This window comes from Nocardia sp. NPDC056952 (genome assembly GCF_042674185.1).
Lineage (GTDB): Bacteria > Actinomycetota > Actinomycetes > Mycobacteriales > Mycobacteriaceae > Nocardia.
Genome location: NZ_JBHURA010000001.1, coordinates 345,818 through 365,109 on the forward strand (window position 1 = coordinate 345,818; position 19,292 = coordinate 365,109).

At 68.5% G+C, this 19,292-nt stretch carries 18 protein-coding genes; 12 read left to right on the forward strand and 6 right to left on the reverse strand.

Features of this window, described 5'->3' with window-relative positions; genetic code table 11:
- The first annotated feature begins 2 nt into the window (after positions 1–2).
- Positions 3–1,769, forward strand: a complete 1,767-nt coding sequence (locus ACFTS5_RS01565; protein ID WP_378626606.1) for an oleate hydratase — start codon at positions 3–5, stop codon at positions 1,767–1,769.
- 57 nt (positions 1,770–1,826) lie between these two features.
- Here ACFTS5_RS01565 and ACFTS5_RS01570 read toward each other — a convergent pair whose 3' ends face one another.
- The 4 genes from ACFTS5_RS01570 to ACFTS5_RS01585 form a co-directional block, all read right to left on the reverse strand.
- A complete protein-coding gene (locus ACFTS5_RS01570) occupies positions 1,827–2,717 on the reverse strand; it encodes an amino acid ABC transporter permease (RefSeq protein WP_378626607.1) in 891 nt (296 codons plus the stop codon).
- The gene (locus ACFTS5_RS01575) at positions 2,714–3,385 is read right to left on the reverse strand and encodes an amino acid ABC transporter permease (RefSeq protein WP_378626608.1); all 672 of its coding nucleotides are present in this window, start codon (positions 3,383–3,385) and stop codon (positions 2,714–2,716) included. Before ACFTS5_RS01575 ends, ACFTS5_RS01570 begins: the two co-directional genes overlap by 4 nt.
- A 92-nt stretch (positions 3,386–3,477) precedes the next feature.
- Positions 3,478–4,314, reverse strand: a complete 837-nt coding sequence (locus ACFTS5_RS01580; protein ID WP_378626610.1) for a glutamate ABC transporter substrate-binding protein — start codon at positions 4,312–4,314, stop codon at positions 3,478–3,480.
- Between the two features lie 36 nt (positions 4,315–4,350).
- Positions 4,351–5,079: an amino acid ABC transporter ATP-binding protein gene (locus ACFTS5_RS01585; RefSeq protein ID WP_378628270.1), complete on the reverse strand. Its 729-nt coding sequence runs from the start codon at positions 5,077–5,079 to the stop codon at positions 4,351–4,353.
- 241 nt (positions 5,080–5,320) lie between these two features.
- On the opposite strand from ACFTS5_RS01585, the gene miaB reads away from it, so the two are divergent.
- Together miaB and ACFTS5_RS01595 are read left to right on the forward strand one after the other, a co-directional pair.
- Complete coding sequence (gene miaB, locus ACFTS5_RS01590) at positions 5,321–6,877, forward strand: tRNA (N6-isopentenyl adenosine(37)-C2)-methylthiotransferase MiaB (protein WP_378626611.1); 1,557 nt, start codon at positions 5,321–5,323, stop codon at positions 6,875–6,877.
- A gap of 89 nt (positions 6,878–6,966) precedes the next feature.
- A complete protein-coding gene (locus ACFTS5_RS01595; protein ID WP_378626613.1) occupies positions 6,967–7,566 on the forward strand; it encodes a hypothetical protein in 600 nt (199 codons plus the stop codon).
- 57 nt (positions 7,567–7,623) lie between these two features.
- On the opposite strand, the gene ACFTS5_RS01600 is transcribed toward ACFTS5_RS01595, so the two are convergent.
- Positions 7,624–9,003, reverse strand: a complete 1,380-nt coding sequence (locus tag ACFTS5_RS01600) for a DUF349 domain-containing protein (RefSeq protein ID WP_378626615.1) — start codon at positions 9,001–9,003, stop codon at positions 7,624–7,626.
- A 263-nt stretch (positions 9,004–9,266) separates the two neighbouring features.
- Between ACFTS5_RS01600 and ACFTS5_RS01605 the strand changes: the two genes are divergently transcribed.
- From ACFTS5_RS01605 to ACFTS5_RS01635, 7 genes are all read left to right on the forward strand, one after another.
- The gene (locus ACFTS5_RS01605; protein ID WP_378626616.1) at positions 9,267–10,040 is read left to right on the forward strand and encodes a hypothetical protein; all 774 of its coding nucleotides are present in this window, start codon (positions 9,267–9,269) and stop codon (positions 10,038–10,040) included.
- Entirely contained in the window at positions 10,037–10,975 is a 939-nt protein-coding gene (miaA, locus tag ACFTS5_RS01610; protein WP_378626617.1) for a tRNA (adenosine(37)-N6)-dimethylallyltransferase MiaA, read from the forward strand. The genes ACFTS5_RS01605 and miaA overlap by 4 nt, the downstream gene beginning before the upstream one ends.
- A complete protein-coding gene (locus ACFTS5_RS01615) occupies positions 10,972–11,808 on the forward strand; it encodes a TrmH family RNA methyltransferase (protein WP_378626618.1) in 837 nt (278 codons plus the stop codon). Before miaA ends, ACFTS5_RS01615 begins: the two co-directional genes overlap by 4 nt.
- 44 nt (positions 11,809–11,852) lie before the next feature.
- Positions 11,853–12,734 (forward strand): diaminopimelate epimerase, encoded by an 882-nt coding sequence (gene dapF / locus ACFTS5_RS01620; protein ID WP_378628272.1) that lies wholly within the window; start codon positions 11,853–11,855, stop codon positions 12,732–12,734.
- Positions 12,735–12,906: 172 nt separating this feature from the next.
- Positions 12,907–14,340: a GTPase HflX gene (hflX, locus tag ACFTS5_RS01625; RefSeq protein WP_378628273.1), complete on the forward strand. Its 1,434-nt coding sequence runs from the start codon at positions 12,907–12,909 to the stop codon at positions 14,338–14,340.
- 148 nt (positions 14,341–14,488) lie between these two features.
- A complete protein-coding gene (locus ACFTS5_RS01630; RefSeq protein ID WP_378626620.1) occupies positions 14,489–15,331 on the forward strand; it encodes a lysophospholipid acyltransferase family protein in 843 nt (280 codons plus the stop codon).
- Positions 15,332–15,459: 128 nt separating this feature from the next.
- The gene (locus ACFTS5_RS01635) at positions 15,460–16,206 is read left to right on the forward strand and encodes a pirin family protein (RefSeq protein ID WP_378626621.1); all 747 of its coding nucleotides are present in this window, start codon (positions 15,460–15,462) and stop codon (positions 16,204–16,206) included.
- On the opposite strand, the gene lexA is transcribed toward ACFTS5_RS01635, so the two are convergent.
- A complete protein-coding gene (lexA, locus tag ACFTS5_RS01640) occupies positions 16,203–16,841 on the reverse strand; it encodes a transcriptional repressor LexA (RefSeq protein WP_266295581.1) in 639 nt (212 codons plus the stop codon). The two genes, ACFTS5_RS01635 and lexA, sit on opposite strands and share 4 nt — an antisense overlap.
- Positions 16,842–17,147: 306 nt before the next feature.
- On the opposite strand from lexA, the gene ACFTS5_RS01645 reads away from it, so the two are divergent.
- On the forward strand, positions 17,148–17,858 hold the full coding sequence (locus tag ACFTS5_RS01645) for a hypothetical protein (protein ID WP_378626623.1): 711 nt from the start codon (positions 17,148–17,150) through the stop codon (positions 17,856–17,858).
- A gap of 161 nt (positions 17,859–18,019) precedes the next feature.
- Positions 18,020–19,246 (forward strand): hypothetical protein, encoded by a 1,227-nt coding sequence (locus tag ACFTS5_RS01650; RefSeq protein WP_378626624.1) that lies wholly within the window; start codon positions 18,020–18,022, stop codon positions 19,244–19,246.
- The last annotated feature ends 46 nt before the right edge of the window (positions 19,247–19,292 follow it).

Consider the following 19,292-nt stretch of genomic DNA (forward strand, 5'->3'; position numbering starts at 1 on the left):
GGATGTACTACAGCAGTGGCAATTACGAAGCGTTCGCCCGGCCGCGCAAACCCGAAGGGGTGGACCGCAAATCGGCCTGGTTCGTCGGTGCCGGGCTGGCCTCGCTCTCCGGCGCGGCATTCCTCATCAGGGACGGGCAGCTGGCGGCCGACAAGATCACCGTGCTGGAGCGGCTGGCCTTGCCCGGTGGCGCGCTCGACGGCATCAGGGAACCGAAGAAGGGTTTCGTCATTCGCGGCGGACGCGAGATGGAGAACCACTTCGAATGCCTGTGGGACCTCTATCGTTCGGTGCCGTCGATCGAGATCGAGGGCGCCAGCGTGCTCGACGAGTTCTACTGGCTCAACAAGGACGACCCGAACTTCTCCCTGCAGCGGGCCACCGTGAAACGGGGCCAGGACGCGCATACCGACGGCTTGTTCACCCTCACCGATCGCGCGCAGAAGGACATCGTGAAGGTGTTCCTCGCCACCCGCGAGCAGATGGAGAACAAGCGCATCGACGAGGTGTTCGGCCCGGACTTCCTGGCGAGCAACTTCTGGCTGTACTGGCGCACCATGTTCGCGTTCGAGGAATGGCACAGCGCGCTGGAGATGAAGCTGTACCTGCACCGGTTCATCCACCACATCGGTGGCCTGCCCGACTTCTCCGCGTTGAAGTTCACCAAATACAACCAGTACGAGTCGCTGGTGCTGCCGCTGTACCGGTGGCTGCTCGACCAGGGTGTGCGATTCCGCTTCGACACCGAGGTCACCGACGTCGACTTCGACATCAGCGGGCCGCGCAAGCAGGCCACCCGGTTGCACTGGGTGTCCGAAGGGGTCGAGGGCGGGGTCGACCTGACCGCGGACGACCTGTTGTTCGTCACCATCGGCTCGCTCACCGAGAACTCGAACGAGGGCGATCAGCACACTCCCGCCCAGCTCGACGAGGGACCTGCCCCGGCCTGGGATCTGTGGCGGCGCATCGCCGCCAAGGACCCCGCGTTCGGCCAACCGGAGGTCTTCGGCGGCCACATCCCGGAGACCAAGTGGGAGTCGGCCACGGTCACCACCCTCGACGAACGCATTCCCCGCTACATCCAGAAGATCTGCAAGCGAGACCCGTTCAGCGGCAACGTGGTCACCGGCGGCATCGTGACGGCGAAGGACTCGTCCTGGCTGATGAGCTGGACGGTGAACCGGCAGCCGCACTTCAAGCACCAGCCCGCCGACCAGATCGTGGTGTGGGTCTACGCGCTGTTCGTCGACCGTCCCGGCGATTTCGTGAAGAAGTCGATGCAGGACTGCACGGGCGCGGAGATCACCCAGGAATGGCTGTACCACCTGGGTGTTCCCGAAGCCGAGATCCCGGAGATGGCCGCGGACGCCGCGACGTGCGTCCCGGTGATGATGCCGTATGTCACCGCGTTCTTCATGCCACGCCAGGCCGGTGACCGCCCCGATGTGGTGCCCGCGGGCGCGGTGAACTTCGCCTTCATCGGCCAGTTCGCGGAGACCACCCGCGACTGCATCTTCACCACCGAGTACTCGGTGCGCACCGGTATGGAGGCGGCCTACACGCTGCTCGGTGTCGAGCGGGGCGTGCCGGAGGTCTTCGGCTCCACCTACGACATCCGCTCGCTCCTGGCGGCGACCAGCAAGTTGCGCGACGGCGAGGAGATGAGCCTGCCCGGACCGGAGTTCGTCCGCAATCGACTGCTGAAGAAGCTCGACGACACCGAGATCGGGCCGCTGCTCCGCGAATTCGGCCTCATCGGCGAGGACTAGGAAACGACAATCGGGGCCCGATCCGGACGGATCGGGCCCCGATTGTCGTGTGTGGGACTACTTCTTGGTGATGTCCACGCCGGGTGCGGCGTCGGCGAGGATCGAGTCGGCGGCCAGCACCGCGCCACCGCTCTTCTTCCGCGACCGCAACCGCTTTTCCAGTGTGGTGGCCAGGAAGCTCAGCGCCATGTTGAGCGAGATCATGATCAGCGCGATGACGATCAGCGCGGGGATCGTGTTCTGCAACGACGCGCCTTCTTGCTGACCCGACCGCACCAGCTCCACGTAGGTGATCTGGTAGCCCAGCGCGGTGTCCTTGAGGACAACGACCATCTGCGAGACCAGTGCGGGCAGCATGGCCGTGATGGCCTGCGGCAGCAGGATCAGCCGCATGAGCTGGTTCTTGCGCAGACCCAGCGCCACGGCGGCTTCGGTTTGTCCCTTGGGCAGGGACTTGATGCCCGCGCGCACGATCTCGGCGATGACCGCGGAGTTGTAGATGATCAGCGCGATGACCACCGCGGCCAGCGCCAGCTGATCGGACGGGAACAGGTCGTAGTCGCCGAACACCGCGAACAGGAAGATCATCAGGATCAGCACCGGGATCGCCCTGGCGAGCTCGACGATCGTGCCCGCGACCCAGCGCACCCACGCGTGGTCCGACAGGCGCAGGATCCCGAAGATCATGCCGAACAACACCGAGCCGATGATCGAGATCACGGCGGCGGTGAGGGTGCCTTCCAGACCGGGCAGGAGATAGGTTTCCCAGATCTCGGACTCGAGGAACGGCTTCCACTTGGCCGCGGTGAACTGGCCCTTGTCGGCGAACGCGTCGTAGAGCCACCAGCCCGCGCCCACCAGCACGACGACGACCAGAACCGAGTACAGGTTGTGACGCAGCCGCGCGCGGGGCCCCGGAGCGTCGAACAGAACCGAAGCGCCGCTCATCGTGCCACCTCGTATCGCTTGGCCAGCCAGCCGAACAACAGCCCGGTCGGCAGGGTGAGGACGACGAAGCCGAGCGCGAAGATCGCACCGATGGTGAGAATGGCGGCTTCGTTCTCGATCATCGCGCCCATCAGGTACGCGGCTTCGGCGACGCCGATGACGGAGGCGACCGTCGAATTCTTGGTCAGCGCGATCAGCACACTGCCCAGGGGTGCGATGACGGCCCGGAAGGCTTGGGGCAGCACGATCAACCGCAGGTTCTGGGCGAATCCGAAGCCCAGCGACCGGCCCGCTTCGGACTGGCCGAGCGCGACGGTGTTGATGCCCGAACGCAGCGATTCGCAGACGAAGGCGGCGGTGTAGACGCTCAGCCCGATGATCGCCCAGCGATAGTTGATGACCTTGATCTCGTCACTGCCGAGTTTCCACCCGAGGGTGCTGTACAGGCCGAGCGAGGTGAATACCAGGATCAGGGTGAGCGGAGTGTTGCGGAAGACCGCCACATACGCCGCGCCGACCCAGCGCGCGACCGGAATCGGGGATACGCGCATGCCGGCGACGACGGTACCGATGACGAGCGCACCGATCGCCGAGAAGAAGGTGAGTTTGATGGTTACCCAGAACGCATCGAGGATTTGGTTGTCATACCTCGAGATCAGGTCGAACACGGACGCGCGTCCTCCGATCGGTGTGAAAGCCAGCAGGACAACACCGCATCGGTGACCCGGGAAACCCCGGGCCACCGATGGTCAGTGGTTGATCAGTAGCGGTCGATGGTCGGCGGTGCGGGCACCGCGATACCGGTACCCGCGAAGTTCTTCTCCTGCGCGGCCTTCCACGAACCGTCATCGATCATCGCCTGGATGGCGTCGTTGACCTTGCCGCGCAGCTCCGAATCGCCCTTCTTCAGGCCGATGCCGTACTTCTCGGTGGTGAAGGTCTTGTTCACCAGCTTGAAGGTGCCCGGCGACTGCGCCGCGTAACCGGCGAGGATGACGTTGTCGGTGGTGACCGCGTCGATCGCGCCGCTACGCATCGCCTCGATGCACAGCGAATAGGTGTCGTAGGTCTGCAGCTGCGCCTGCGGGTAGTTCTTCTCGATGTTCTGGGCCGGGGTGGAGCCCTTCACCGAGCAGACCTTCTTGCCCGCGAGGGAGTCGGGGCCGGTGATGTCGGTGTTGGCGGCGGGCACCAGCAGGTCCTGGCCCGCGATGTAGTACGGGCCGCCGAAATCGACCTTCTCCTTGCGCTTGTCGTTGATCGAGTAGGTGGCCACGACGAGGTCGACCTGGCCGTTCTCGATCAGCGTCTCGCGCTGCGCCGACGGCGATTCCTTGAAGGTGACGTTCTCCGGCTTCACCCCGAGCTTGTCGGCGACGTACTTGGCGACGTCGACGTCGAAGCCGCTGTAGGTGCCGTCGGTGTTGCGCAGACCCAGACCCGGCTGATCGAACTTGATGCCGATGGTCAGCTTGCCGTCCTGGGCGTTCTCGAGGGCGGACTTGTCGCTACCGCCACCACAACCCGCGGTGACGGTGGCTGCCAATGCCAGTGCCGCTGCGCCGATTCCGACGCGCATCGCACGATTGATCCTCATGGGGTTTCCTTCTCCTTGTGACAATGGTGCTGCGAGTCAGTGGCTGAGAATCTTGCCCAGGAAGTCCCTGGCGCGTTCGGATTTCGGTGCGGTGAAGAATGTTTCGGGCGCGGCGTCTTCGACGATCTCACCGTCGGCCATGAACAGCACGCGGTCGCCCGCTCGGCGCGCGAAGCCCATCTCGTGGGTGACCACGAGCATGGTCATGCCTTCCTTGGCGAGGGCCACCATCACGTCCAGCACCTCGTTGACCATCTCGGGGTCCAGCGCCGAGGTCGGCTCGTCGAACAGCATGACCTTGGGATCCATGGCCAGTGAGCGGGCGATCGCCACGCGCTGCTGCTGGCCGCCCGAGAGCTGGGCCGGGTACTTGTCGGCCTGGTTGGCGATGCCGACCCGCTCGAGCAGGGCGAGGGCGTGCTTGCGCGCCTCTTCCTTCTTCTTCCCACGGACCTTCGTCGGCGCCAGCATCACGTTCTCGAGGATGGTCTTGTGCGCGAACAGGTTGAACGACTGGAACACCATGCCCACCTCGGCGCGCAGCGCGGCGAGAGCTTTGCCCTCGTCGGGCAGTGCGACGCCGTCGATGGCGATGTCACCGGAGTCGATCGGTTCGAGGCGATTGATCGTGCGGCACAGGGTGGATTTCCCCGAACCCGACGGGCCCAGGACGATCACGACCTGCCCACGGGGCACTTCGAGGTGGATATCGCGCAGGACATGGAGCTCACCGAAGTGTTTGTCCACGTTGCGCATCGAGATCATCGGCGGAGCAGCGGTGGTGGCTGCGGCGTCGGCGTTCCCGTTCGCGGGTGCGGCGTCGTCGGTCATGGTCAGAAACCTTATGTCCATTCTGGAGAATTGCCCGGCTTTCGAAGACATGCCGTGACGGCACGCCGAAACGACACCTGCTGGTAACCCGGCGGCTGCCCGTTACCTTTGCGTATTATCGTGCGAACGCAACCGTGACGCGCATCACACTCGGGGCTGCCCGTACCCTGGACAGGTGGATTCGACGGTTCAGGACGCGACTGAGGGCGCGACGCAGCACAGCTCTGTGGCGCAGCGCAGCTATGAGGTTCGCACATTCGGCTGCCAGATGAACGTGCACGACTCCGAACGCCTGTCCGGGCTGCTCGAGGACGCGGGCTATATCAAGGCCGCCACCGGCGAGACGCCCGATCTGATGGTGTTCAACACCTGCGCGGTGCGCGAGAACGCCGACAACAAGCTCTACGGCACCCTCGGTCAGCTGGTCCCGGTCAAGCAGGGGCGCCCCGGCATGCAGATCGCCGTCGGCGGCTGCCTGGCGCAGAAGGACCGCGAGACCGTGGTGCGCAAGGCGCCGTGGGTCGACGTGGTGTTCGGCACCCACAACATCGGTTCGCTGCCGGTGCTGCTCGAGCGGGCCCGCCACAACGAGCAGGCGCAGGTGGAGATCCTCGAATCGCTCGAGGCGTTCCCCTCGACGCTGCCCGCCAAGCGGGAGTCGGCGTACGCGGGCTGGGTGTCGATCTCGGTGGGCTGCAACAACACCTGCACGTTCTGCATCGTGCCCTCGCTGCGCGGCAAGGAAGTGGATCGCCGTCCCGGAGACGTGCTCGCCGAGGTGCAGGCGCTGGTCGACCAGGGCGTGCTGGAAGTGACCCTGCTCGGACAGAACGTCAATTCCTATGGCGTGAACTTCGTCGATCCCGCGCAGCCGCGCGACCGCGGCGCGTTCGCGCAGCTGCTGCGTGCGACCGGACAGATAGAGGGCCTCGAACGCGTGCGGTTCACCTCCCCGCACCCCGCGGAGTTCACCGACGATGTCATCGAGGCGATGGCGGCCACCCCGAACGTCTGCCCGCAGCTGCACATGCCGCTGCAATCGGGTTCGGATCGGGTGCTGAAAGCGATGCGCCGTTCCTACCGCAAGGAGCGTTTCCTCGGCATCATCGACAAGGTGCGCGCCGCGATGCCGCACGCGTCGATCACCACCGACATCATCGTGGGCTTCCCCGGCGAGACCGAGGAGGACTTCCTCGAGACCCTCGACGTGGTCCGCCGGGCCCGCTTCACCAGCGCCTACACCTTCCAGTACTCCAAGCGTCCCGGAACTCCGGCCGCCGACCTGCCCGACCAGCTGCCCAAGCAGGTCGTGCAGGAACGCTTCGAACGCCTGATCGCCTTGCAGGACCAGGTCTCCTGGGAGAACAACCAGGCGCTCATCGGCACCGAGGTGGAACTGCTCGTCGCCGAGGGCGCGGGCAAGAAGAACGCGGTGACCGCGCGGATGAGCGGTCGTGCGCGCGACGGCAGGCTGGTGCACTTCCGGCCCGGCGAGGTGACCGGCATCCGGCCGGGCGACGTCGTCACCGTCGACATCACCGAGGCGGCGCCGCACCATCTCATCGCCGACAGCGCGGTGAAGTCGCATCGGCGCACTGCCGCCGGTGACGCGCACGAACGTGGAATCACGCCCAAAACGGCGCCGATCGGTGTCGGGCTCGGGTTGCCCCGGATCGGCGCACCGGTCATCGAGACGGTCGAGAGCGGCTGTTCGACGGGGTGCTCGTCGTGAGCGACGACGAATCTACTACCGGTCGTAGTGGGTCGGATGCGAACGGCGCGTCCGGTGATGGCACAGTGGGACCCGCCAACGACCAGCCTGTGGACAGGAGCGGACACGCGGTGAACCCGGCGCGCAACGACGAGGATTTCGAACAATTCCGCGGTGAACTCGACGCGGTCGAGCGCCGCATCGCCGGTGAGATCGACCCCGGCGCGCGAGCGCTGGTGGTGGCGGGCGCGGTCTTCGCGCTGCTGATCTCGCTGGTCCTACCGACCGCGGGTACGGCGCGCGGCTTCGATGTGCTGCTCGACACCGACGCGGCGGGGGTCGAACACATCGGCTTGCCGTCGCGGATCTTCGTGTGGCTGGTCATCGTCTTCGGTGTCGGCTTCTCGCTGCTGGCGCTGACCACCCGTCGCTGGATACTGGCCTGGGTCGCCTGCGCGGGGTCGGCCGTCGGCTCGGTGTTCGGTGTGCTCTCGATCTGGCACCGCCAGACCCCCGGTCTCGGCAACTATCAGGGCGCGGGTCCGGGGATCGGCCTGATCCTGGGCACCCTCGCGATCATGGTGCTCACCTTCCACTGGGTTCGTGTGGTGTGGAGTCGCACCGCCGTGCAACTCGCCGCGGAGGAACAGCGCCGCACGGCGGCCCGCGAAGCCGAAGATCGCGACCGCAAGCGACTAAGCGGCGAATAGTCCTGCGAGACAAGAAAACCCCCGACCGGATCGGTCGGGGGTTTCTTTCTGTCTCACTCAGAGATTGCTGACCGCGCCCTCTGCTGCTTCGGCCCATTCGCGCCACTGCTGTGCCTGCTCGAGCGCCTTCTCCGCATCGCGCTTCTTGCCCGCCGCGGTGGCCTTGGCGGCCTGCTCCTCGAACTGGGCCACCCGCTCGCGGAACTGTGCGGCCCGCGCGACGGCCTCGGGATCGGAACGACGCCACTGCTGATCGGCCGCGTCGCGAACCCGCTTCTCGATGGCGCGCAGCTTGGCTTCGAGCTCCTGCATGCGCTCGCGGGGGACCTTGCCGATGGCGTCCCACTTGTCCTGCAGCTCGCGCAGCGCGTTGCGGGCGGCGTCCACACCGTTGGCCGGGTCGATGTGCTCGTAGGCCGCCAGCAGTTCCAGCTTGGCGGCGGCGTTGTGATCGAACTCGGCGTCGCGCTCGCTGACCGCCGCGTTGCGGGCGGCGAAGAACACATCCTGGGCGCTCTTGAACCGTCGCCACAGCGACTCGTCGGCCTCGCGCGGTGCCCGGCCCGCGGCCTTCCACTCGGTGAGCAGGTCGCGGAACACCGCGGCGGTGCCGGTCCAGTCGGTGGAGTCGGCCAGCTCCTCGGCGCGCACGCACAGCTCTTCCTTGCGCGTCTTGGCGGTGGCGCGTTCGCGGTCGAGGTCGGCGAAGTGGGCGCCGCGCCGGCGGTTGAACGCCTCACGGGCCTTGGAATAGCGCTTCCACAGCGCGTCGTCGACCTTGCGGTCGACCCCGCGGATCGACTTCCACTCGTCGAGGATCTCGCGCAGCCGGTCGCCCGCGGCCTTCCACTGGGTGGATTCGGCGGCGATCTGCTCGGCCTCGGCGGCGAGGGCTTCCTTGCGCTCGGTGTGCTCGTGGCGGGCGCGGTCCTTCTCCTCCTTGGCGTGCGCGGCGGCTTCCTCGGAGTGTTCGGTGATGACCTGTAGCCGGGCGGCGAGGCCGTCGATATCGCCGATGACGGCCGCCGTCGGCAGCGTCTCGGCCAGTGCCAGCGCGGCGGCCTTGGTCTTGCGGGCGTCGGCCCCCGCGGCCAGCCTGGCCTCGAGCAGCGCGACCTCGGTCGCCAGATCGTCGAAGCGGCGGCCGAAGTGCGCCAAGCCCTCGGCGACGTCGCCCGCCTGCCAGGAGCCGACGATCCGTTCGCCCTCCGCGGTCCGCACCCACGCGGTGCCGTCTTCGTCGACCCGGCCCCACTTGCTCGGGTCGGTGGCACTCGGCACGATCACGGCGTGCGGATGCGGTTGATCGGGGCCCGGCGCCGGTTTCACGGCATGGGGTTTCGGCGGACGCGGAGCATTCCCGCCGGGCTTGGGGGTACCGGACGGTCGCGGGGCCGGACCTGGGGTGGGCTTCGCGGTTCCGTTGCTGTCGGTCATTGCTCTCCGTCCCTGCCGCGCGTCACGGCTGCCTGGTTACGCCCTAGCACATCCCATTGAACCCGGTTCGAGCCGCGGAAACCATCGATCCGGAGGATCGAATAGCGGATTTCCTGGGATTTCGTCCCGGACGACGTGGGTAGTCGCACCTGAAAACACTAGCAATCTCGGCGGGCATCACTACGCCGGACACTCGCAGACCGCCGCGCGCCCGCGCCGCGCCGGATGTGGGCCCCGGTGCGCGCTGCGGCTACGGTTACCGCGTGTTCTCGATAGCGGCCCTGGTCCCGTCGCCGCCGATGCTGGTGCCCGAACTGTGTGGGCGAGTCCCGGTGTCCGGCAGCGATCCCGACGATCCGACCGTGGTGCTGCGCGCGGCCGCCCTCGACGCCGCCGCGGCCCTCGCCGAGGCCGCGGGCCGGTGGGTCGTCGTCGGGGTCGGTAGCCATGACCTGACCTACGGTTCGGCGACCCGGGGGACCTTCCGTGGGTTCGGCGCCGATGTCGTCGTCGGGCTCGGTCCGGCGGGCGAGGACGCCGGTCCAGCAGACGCTCAGCTTCCCCTTCCGGTACTGGTCGCCGGATGGTTGCGGGAGCAGGCCGCGCCGCGGATCTCGGTGCGGGCCCGGCTGTTCGCCGCGGGCACGTCGGCCGCCGAGTGTGCCGCGGCGGGCGCCGCGTTGCGCGCCGAGCTGGACAGCGAGCAGGACCCGTGCGCGGTGCTCGTCGTCGCGGACGGTGCCGCGACGTTGACGGTCAAGTCGCCCGGCTATCTCGACGAGCGGGCCACCGCTGTTCAGCACGACCTCGACGCGGCGCTGCGCACGGGTTCGCGGGCCGGTCTGGCCGCGCTCGACCCGGAACTGTGTGCGGCGCTGCTCGTCGAGGGACGCGCCGCCTACCAGGTCCTCGGCGGTCTGTTCGCCGCCGATTCGGCCGATCCGCGGGTCCGTACCCTGTACCAGGGCGCACCCTATGGCGTCGGCTACGACGTGAGCGTGTGGCAACCGGGTGGACGGGAAAGGATCGACGAGTGACGAGCAGACCGATCGCGGTCGTCGGCCCCACCGCCACCGGGAAATCCGACCTCGCCCTCGATCTCGCCACCGAACTCGGCGGCGAGATCGTCAACATCGACGCGATGCAGCTCTATCGCGGAATGGACGTCGGCACCGCGAAACTGCCGCCCGACCAGCGACGTGGCATCCCGCACCACCTGCTCGACGTGCTCGACGTCACCGAGACCGCGACCGTCGCCGCCTACCAGAGCGCGGCCCGCGCCGTCGTCGAGGACATCATGGCGCGCGGAAAGACCCCGGTCATCGTCGGCGGTTCGATGATGTACGTGCAGGCGCTGCTCGACGAGTGGGATTTCCCGGCCACCGACCCCGAGGTCCGCGCCCGCTGGGAAGCGCTCCTGGCGGAGGGCGGGGTGCAGGCGCTGCACGCGGCGTTGCGGGAGGCCGACCCGGTCGCCGCGGCGACCATTCTGCCCACCGACGGCCGCCGTATGGTGCGCGCGCTCGAGGTGGTCGAGCTGACCGGTCGCCCGTTCGCCGCCTCGGCCCCGACCATCGGCGCCCCGCGCTGGAACGCCGCGATTCTCGGCGTCGACCGGGAGACCGCCGCCCTCGATGCCCGCATCGAGACCCGCACCGCCCTGATGTTCGAACACGGTCTGGTCGACGAGGTCCGCGGACTGATCGACCGGGGCCTGCGCGAAGGCCAGACCGCCCGCCGCGCGATCGGCTACGCCCAGGTGCTGGCCTACCTCGACGACGAATACGACCTCGACCACGCCCGCGAACGCACCCTGATCGGCACCCGCCGCTACGTGCGACGGCAGCGGTCGTGGTTCCGCCGTGACCCCAGGGTCTCCTGGGTAGACGGTGCCGATCCCGAGCTCGCCGCGACCGCGCTGGCCCTGCTCTCCCCAGCGAACACCGACCCGATAGGACGGACAGCGCAGTGACGCGACGAGTGAGTACCCGCAACGCCTCGGTGCAGGTGTGGCAGGCATACCTCAACAACCGGACAAAACGTCATCGTGACGGCCGGTTCCTCGTGCAAGGCGTGCGCCCGATCACGCAGGCGCTGGCCAATGACTGGCCGCTGGAAACCATGCTCTACCGGCTCGGTGGCCCCGAGCTGTCGAGCTGGGCGCGCGAGATCCTCGACACCGCCGACGTGCCGCAGGTGGGCCTCGTGCCCGAGCTCATGGCGGAGTTGGGGGAGAAGGCGGCGAGCGCACCGGAGATCGTGGCGGTCGCGGTGTCGCGACACCCTGACCTGGCCGACTACGCACCCGGTGAGCCGGGGGAGGACGCTCCGGTGGTCGTCGTGTTCGATCGCCCGAACTCGCCCGGCAACCTCGGCACCCTGATCCGCTCGGCCGATGCGTTCGGCGCGTCCGGGGTGATCGTGACCGGCCACGGCGCCGACCAGTTCGACCCGCAGGCCGTGCGCGCCTCGACCGGCTCGCTGTTCGCCGTGCCGGTGCTGCGCGCGGCGGGCCCCGGGCAGGTGCTCGAATTCCGGGACCGCCAGGCGGCGCGCGGCATCCCCACCCGCATCGTCGGCACCGATGAACACGCGCCGGGCACAATCTACGACCACGACTTCACCGAGGCGACGATCCTGGTCGTCGGCAACGAGACCACCGGCATGAGCTCGGCCTGGGCCGACGCGTGCGACGACCTGGTCACCATCCCGATGGGCGGCACCGCCAGTTCACTCGGCGCGCCGTCGGCGGGGGCGATCAGCCTCTACGAGATCGCCCGGCAGCGGCGTACCTTCGCCCGGTAGTGAAACCGTCGACGGCGCAGAGGAGAATGACGGACGTGTCCGACATCGAATTCAGCAAGGGCCACGGCACCCAGAACGACTTCGTGGTGCTGCCCGACCTCGAGGTGCGCCTCGACCTGACGGCCGACCGCGTCGCCGCACTGTGCGACCGGCAGCGTGGCCTCGGCGCCGACGGCGTGTTGCGCGTGGCGAAGGCCGGTGCGTTGCTCGCCGCCGGTGTGCTGGAAGCGCTGCCGGAGGGCGTCGGCGCCGACGACTGGTTCATGGACTACCGCAACGGTGACGGGTCGATCGCCGAGATGTGTGGCAACGGAGTGCGGGTCTTCGCGCACTACCTCAATGCCACCGGGCTCGAACAGCGCACCGAGTACGTCGTCGGCAGCCGTGCGGGCGCCCGTCCGGTCGTGGTGCACGCCGCCGGCCGGACCGACGGTGAGGTGACGGTGGACATGGGCGTCGTCCGCGAACTCGGCCCGTCCACCGCGACCCTGGCGGGCTGGGCACTGGCCGGCATCGGCATCGATGTCGGCAATCCGCATCTGGCCTGCGTCGACGACAGTCTGACCGTCGACGCGCTCGCCAAACTCGACCTGAGCGTTTCCCCGGGCTTCGACCCCGACCTGTTCCCGCACGGGGTGAACGTCGAGATCCTCACCGCGCTCGACGCGGACAACACCGTCGACATGCGCGTGTACGAACGCGGCGTCGGCGAAACCCGTTCCTGTGGCACCGGCACCGTGGCCGCCGCCGCTGCCGCGCTGACCGCCGCCGGTGTGTCGATCGGCACCGAATCCGGCGAGGTCACCGTGCGTGTGCCGGGCGGGCAGGTGCGTGTCGGGATCGCCGACGGGCGTGCCTGGTTGCGCGGTCCCTCGGTACTGGTGGCCTCGGGAAGTCTGTCGCAGTCCTGGTGGGACGCGCAGTAGCACCGATAACCGCGTGCACGCTGTCACCCGGACGTGGCAGCATAGAGAGCGTATGACGAAACCAGTAGAACCCACAGAATCCACATCGGCCGAGCACACCACCGCGGCCGATCCCGACGTGGCCGCCGATCGCGGTGACGTCGATGATGCGCTGGCCCGCCACGCGGCCCGCATGAAACAGCCCGGTTGGGCGGCCGATCCGACCGTCGGCGAGATGCAGCTCGACGAGCGCACGTCGCTGCGACGCGTCGCCGGGCTGTCCACCGAGCTCACCGACATCACCGAGGTCGAGTACCGCCAGCTACGCCTCGAGCGCGTGGTGCTGGTCGGTGTCTGGACCAGCGGTAGTTCGGTCCAGGCCGAGGGGAGCATGGTGGAACTGGCCGCGCTCGCCGAGACGGCGGGCTCGGAGGTGCTCGAGGGGCTGATCCAGCGCCGCGACAAGCCCGACCCGGCCACCTACATCGGCTCCGGCAAGGCCGAAGAGCTGCGCACGGTCGTTCTCGACACCGGCGCCGACACGGTGATCTGCGACGGTGAACTCACGCCCGCGCAGCTCACCGCGCTGGAGAAGGTCGTCAAGGTGAAGGTCATCGACCGCACCGCGCTGATCCTCGACATCTTCGCCCAGCACGCCACCTCTCGCGAGGGCAAGGCCCAGGTCGCGCTGGCGCAGATGGAGTACATGCTGCCGCGCCTGCGCGGCTGGGGTGAGTCGATGTCTCGTCAGGCCGGTGGCCGGGCGGGCGGCGCCGGCGGTGGCGTGGGCACCCGTGGTCCCGGTGAGACGAAGATCGAAACCGATCGTCGCCGCATCCGCGAACGGATGGCCAAACTGCGCCGCGAGATCCGGGAGATGAAGACCGCCCGCGACACCATGCGCGCGCGCCGCACCGAGAGCGGGGTGCCCTCGATCGCGATCGTCGGCTACACCAACGCGGGCAAGTCCAGTCTGATGAACGCGCTCACCGGCGCGGGTCTGCTCGTGCAGGACGCGCTGTTCGCCACCCTGGACCCGACCACCCGCCGGGCCGCGCTCGACGACGGCCGCGAGATGGTGTTCACCGACACCGTCGGTTTCGTCCGTCACCTGCCGACCCAGCTGGTCGAGGCCTTCCGCTCGACCCTGGAAGAGGTCACCGGCGCCGATCTGCTGCTGCACGTCGTCGACGGCGCCGACCCGCTGCCGCTCGAACAGATCAAGGCGGTCCGCGAGGTGATCACCGATGTGATCAGGGAGCAGGGCACGCCCGCGCCGCCGGAACTGCTGGTGGTCAACAAGATCGACGCCGCCGACCCGAACGAGCTCACCCGGTTGCGCGGCATGCTGCCGCAGGCGGCGTTCGTCTCCGCCCAGACCGGCGCGGGCGTGGAAGAGTTGCGTGAGCGGCTCTCGGAGGTGCTCGGCGGACTCGACGTCGACGTCAGTGTGCTGCTGCCCTACAGCCGTGGCGACCTGCTCGCCCGCATCCACGCGGACGGCCGGATCGTCACCGCCGAGCACGAGGAGGGCGGTACCCGGGTTCGCGCGCGCGTGCCGCACGCGTTGGCCGCCGCCCTGTCCGAGTACGCGCACTCCGGTCCCGCGGAACCGGTGCTCAGCTGATCTTTTTCGCTGATTTGCCCGCCGGTTGCGGACAAATGTCGATGCGACACAGGGATTTTCGAACGCTATGGTCGAATATCGACAGCAGGAGGGTGTTATGTCGAACGACCATCAAGGTACGGAAAATGTGACGAAGGACAGGGTTGCGGTGGGCGACCCTGTTCTCTCGGATGGAGCGCCGCTGAACCCGGCGCCGAGTGAATGGGACATCCGCGCGTTCGAAGCGGTGCTCGCGCCGCTGCGGGCGTGGACCAGCCCGAAGTTCTACGGTCTGGACAATATTCCGGCCGAAGGGCCGGTGCTGATCGTGGCCAACCACAATCTGCTCGGCGGGATCGACGCACCGCTGATCATGCCGGAGATTCTGCGCGTGCGCGGCAGGCTGGTGCGCGGTCTGGCCGAGCATGTGCTGATGGTGCCCGGCGTGCGGGATTTCCTGCATCATTTCGGCGCGGTGCGCGGTACCCGCTCGAACTGCCTGGCGCTGCTCGAGCGCGGGGAGGCGGTGGTGGTGTTCCCCGGTGGTGGCCGGGAGGCGATCCGCCGCAGCGGCGAGAAGTACGAGCTGAAGTGGGAGGGCCGCACCGGTTTCGCGCGGATGGCGATCCAGGCGGGGGTGCCGATCGTGCCGCTGGCGATGATCGGCATCGACGATGCCTACGACATCGTCTTCGACGGTCAGCACCCGGTGATGTCGCCGCTGCGCTGGACCTGCCGCCTGCTCGGGATCAATCCCGAGCTGAGCCCGCCGCTGGTCAAGGGAGTCGGCCCGACGCCGCTGCCCCGCCCGGAACGGTTCTACTTCTCGGCGGGCGCGCCGATCGACCCCGCACCGTGGATGGACGCCGACGATATCGACGGCGCCTCCGCCGATCTGCGTGATGTGGTGCGCAAGGGCCTCGAGGAAGAACTGCAGTTCCTGTTCAACGAGCGTGAGCGTGACAGCGGTCGCACGCTGGTCGGCCGCCTGCGCAACGCATTGCCCTGGTGACCGCGACCGCCTGAGCGGCTGGATCGGCGCCGCGGGGCAGACGCGCCCACGGGGGTGTGGAATGCCCGCGGCGCCGATCTGGTTACCCCAGTTATGCGGACCGAGGTCCGGATAATGAGAGGGTGGCGATGATCGTGACAGAACAGGTCCAGGTCGTGCCCGGCGCCGACCGCAGGCGCTGGCGCAACGAATGGCTCGACTCGCGGCAGTCGTTCCCGGCCACCGGCAACTTCGTGCTCGAGGACTATGCGCACGGGCTGCTGCTCGTGCACAACGAGGACATCGTCGACCCGGGCGAGGGCTTCGACACCCATCAGCACCGCGACACCGAGATCCTCACCTGGGTGCTGGAAGGCACCGTGGTGCACCAGGATTCGACCGGACACTCGGGCTTGATCCGCCCCGGCCTCGCGCAGCGGATGAGCGCGGGCGCGGGCATCCTGCATTCGGAGCGCAACGGGGCGGGCTACCGGGAGAAGGAGCGCCTGCACGTCGTGCAGATGTGGATCCCGCCGGACGCGACGGGCGTCGCCCCGAGCTACCAGGAACTCGATATCGAGGGTGACTTCGCCCGCAACGCCCTGGTGCCGGTGGCGTCCGGTATGGCGCGCCATCGCGGCGAGGCGGCGATCGGCATCGGCAACCGCCATGCCGCCTTCCACGTCGCGCGGCTGGACCCCGGCCAGGCCGTCACGGTTCCCGATGCGCCGTACGGTCACGTCTTCCTCGCTCGCGGCACCGCCGACTACGAGGGCTACGGCACCCTGGAGCAGGGCGACGCCGTCCGCCTGACAGCGACCGGCGGCCACCGCGTGACGGCGGTGACCGCCGCCGAGCTGCTGATCTGGGAAATGACCGCGACCGCGCGCCGCTAGACCTTGCGGATGACGGTGACGACCTTGCCCAGAATTTGCGCGTCGTTGCCGGGGATCGGCTCGAAGTGCGGGTTGTGCGGCATCAGCCACACGTCCTTACCGCTGCGTTTGAAGGTCTTCACGGTGGCCTCGCCGTCGATCATCGCCGCGACGATGTCGCCACCCTCGGCGACATTCTGCTGACGCACCACCACGAAGTCGCCGTCGCAGATGGCCGCGTCGACCATCGACTGGCCGACGACCTTGAGCAGGAACAATGATCCCTCGCCGACGAGTTCGCGCGGCAGCGGGAACACGTCTTCCACGGCCTGCTCGGCCAGGATCGGGCCACCGGCGGCGATCCGGCCGAGGACCGGGACGAAGGTCGGGGTCGGGCGGCTCGGGTCGACCTCGTCGGTCTGCTGGGGCAGCGTGGTGACCGAGCGGACCGCCTCGTCGAGTCCGCGGACGTTCACCGCGCGCGGCCGGTTCGGGTCGCGACGTAGGTAGCCCTTGCGTTCGAGGGCGCGCAGTTGATGAGCCACCGAGGAGGTGGAGGTGAGGCCGACTGCGTCGCCGATCTCACGGATGCTGGGCGGGTAGCCCCGTTCGGTCACCGAGGAGCGGATGACATCGAGGACCGTGCGTTGACGCACGGTGAGATCCGTCCCGGATCCCGATGTGACGGTGCCGGTGCCGCTTTCGTCACCCGTGTCGTCTGTGTGGGTCACCGTGTCCCGCCCTTCCAGTTGTCGAATTCGCCATCTCGAGGCTAGTCGTGCCACGCCGAACTATCAAACATCTGTTCGAGCATGTCGGGCGTTTCGTGCTGACAGCGGCGCGGGGATCTGGTAGAAATCGAACATCAGTTCGTCGCACAGGTGTTCGAATGGCGGGAGGCATTGCCGCCTCACCAGTACTTTCTCGCAGCAGCGGAGCACACCACCCCGGAGGTTCTTCCGATGAGCACAGCAACCAGCGCCCTGCGTTCCACAGACCCCATCGCCGCCCCGGAGCCCGTGCTCCGCCGGCGCCGGTCCGCCCGCGCCCCACGACCTTTCGCCTTGGTTCGATCGGCGATGTCGCGCACGGCGGGCATCGAACGCCAGGCCGTCGAAGCATCGTCGGCCGCGCCCATCGCAGGCTCCGCCTCGCCACGCCGGGTCGCGACCGCGCCCGCGAGCGTGGCACGCAGTATCGTCCGCTCCGGCGTGTTGAGCCCGCCCGCCAACGGCCTGCCCGCAGCCGAACCCGCCGACATCGTCCGCGTCCCCCGGCGGATCGACCTCACCGACGCCGAACTCGATCTCGCCTTCGCCACCGTGCCCCGCAGCGCGCCGGTGCGCCGTTCCCGTGAGGTCGTTCGCCCGCCGGCGGCGGATCGCGGCCCGCGGCACCGCGCGCCGCACAGCGACCTCTCGCTCTATGCCCGCGGTCCCGTGCGTACCGGCCACGCGCGGGGCATCCATCCGCTGCATCGAGTCGAGCAGGCCAAGGCCGGGTTCGCCGCGCTCGCCGTGACGGCGCTGGTGACCGCGCTGATCGTCGTCGCCTTTCTCGGGCTCGCCCACGTGCGCGCGGGTAGTTTCGCCGACCACGTCGACTCGACGACGCCCGGAATCTCGGAGCAGGCCGGGTTCGGGTCCGGAGCGCGGTCCGAGCCGGGGCGATGAGTCGAAAATCGCTGCGCGGAAGCATTTTCAGAGCGGATTCCGGCGGTGTCCGAGATCATCTGTATCGACGAATCACACCCTGAAACTAGAACACGTTGCTACGGTGACGAGCATCCTGAATCGGGGCGGGGGCCCCGGTCGAACCCGGATGCGAGGTCTCGGTGCGCCGCTGCTCGATCGCTCTACTGCTCGGTGTGGTGCTCGGTGCCCTACTGGCACCCGCCGCGCACGCGGTACCCGCCTACACCGAGTATCTCGACCTCCCCGCGCTCAACGGTGTGGGCGAATACGGTGGCGGGCTGCACCCGGCGCTGCCCTCGGCACAGCAACCCCTGCGGGACGCACTGGCCCAGGCGCGCGAGGACGGCATCGACCCGGCGCGGTACGCGACGCTGCTGCACCAGTACTGGCTCGTCGTCGCCACCGACAACGCCGGGATCGACCTCGAAGCCTGGGCGCCCGAGCGCGGCGTCGCGGCCAATTCCGCCACCTTCAGCCAGGTGTACGTGAACTACTTCCGCCTCGCCGCCACCCGCTCCGATCTCTACTGGGCGGGCATGGCGGGCATCGCGGGCGCGTCCTTCGCCGCCGGCTTCTTCGACGTCGGTGACGTCGCCGCCGGTGTGTCCGTGGGCGGAATCCACGAACTCGGCAACGCTGTCGCCGACCTGTTGCGTGCCACCCCGCCCGAATTGCTCACCGGCGTCCCGGCCGATATCAGCGGCCTGGCCGCCCTCGGCCCCCGGCTGACCGCCGCCGACCTCGCCTGGTATCAGACCCGGCTGATGATCATGCAGAAGCACATCTTCATCGACCTGGTCCCGATGCACGAGGCCTATCTCGCCGACGGGATGGCGGGCATCGAGGAGATGTCCGCGGCCGGCCTGCTCGACGACGGCATGCGGGTGGCCTGGACCGGGATCGACGGCGGCACCGAAGCGGGTCGCGGCGACGCGCTGGTCGCGATGGCCGATCGGGAACAGAACCAGATCATCGCCGACCAGTGGGATGTGACAGCACGCGGTCGTGCCGGAATGGGCCGGGTGCTCACCTACGTCACCACGGTCGCGGGCAAGCCCGCCGTCCCCGGCACCCGCGCTCCCGGCGTGTACGCCCCGGTCACGGTGTGGTCGCCGATCGCCGCGGGGCGGCCGATGGGTCTGCGGACGCCACTGCCCGCGTTCAACTGGGCCGACCGGGAGACCCGCTGGGACTACATCACCGCCGATCTGCTGCCGCGCCATCTCGACCTCGCGACCGACGCGGCACGCGCGGTGACGGTGTATCGCGAACCGTTCGCCGTCAAGCTCGACCGGGGCCGGATGCTCGCCCGGCTACCCGACATCATCGCGGACCTGGCCACGCAGTGGCAGGTTGTGCCATCCTGACCGGTATCCTGTCAAGAGCCATGGAATAGAAATGCGCATCGACGAA

Bases quoted from the DNA above. Each gene is read 5' to 3' on its own strand.
- ACFTS5_RS01570 (WP_378626607.1), bottom strand. From the start codon at position 2,717: ATGAGCGGCGCTTCGGTTCTGTTCGACGCTCCGGGGCCCCGCGCGCGG.
- ACFTS5_RS01580 (WP_378626610.1), bottom strand. From the start codon at position 4,314: ATGAGGATCAATCGTGCGATGCGCGTCGGAATCGGCGCAGCGGCACTG.
- ACFTS5_RS01635 (WP_378626621.1), top strand. From the start codon at position 15,460: ATGATCGTGACAGAACAGGTCCAGGTCGTGCCCGGCGCCGACCGCAGG.
- ACFTS5_RS01565 (WP_378626606.1), top strand. From the start codon at position 3: ATGTACTACAGCAGTGGCAATTACGAAGCGTTCGCCCGGCCGCGCAAA.
- hflX (WP_378628273.1), top strand. From the start codon at position 12,907: ATGAAACAGCCCGGTTGGGCGGCCGATCCGACCGTCGGCGAGATGCAG.
- ACFTS5_RS01645 (WP_378626623.1), top strand. From the start codon at position 17,148: ATGAGCACAGCAACCAGCGCCCTGCGTTCCACAGACCCCATCGCCGCC.
- ACFTS5_RS01600 (WP_378626615.1), bottom strand. From the start codon at position 9,003: ATGACCGACAGCAACGGAACCGCGAAGCCCACCCCAGGTCCGGCCCCG.
- ACFTS5_RS01585 (WP_378628270.1), bottom strand. From the start codon at position 5,079: ATGATCTCGATGCGCAACGTGGACAAACACTTCGGTGAGCTCCATGTC.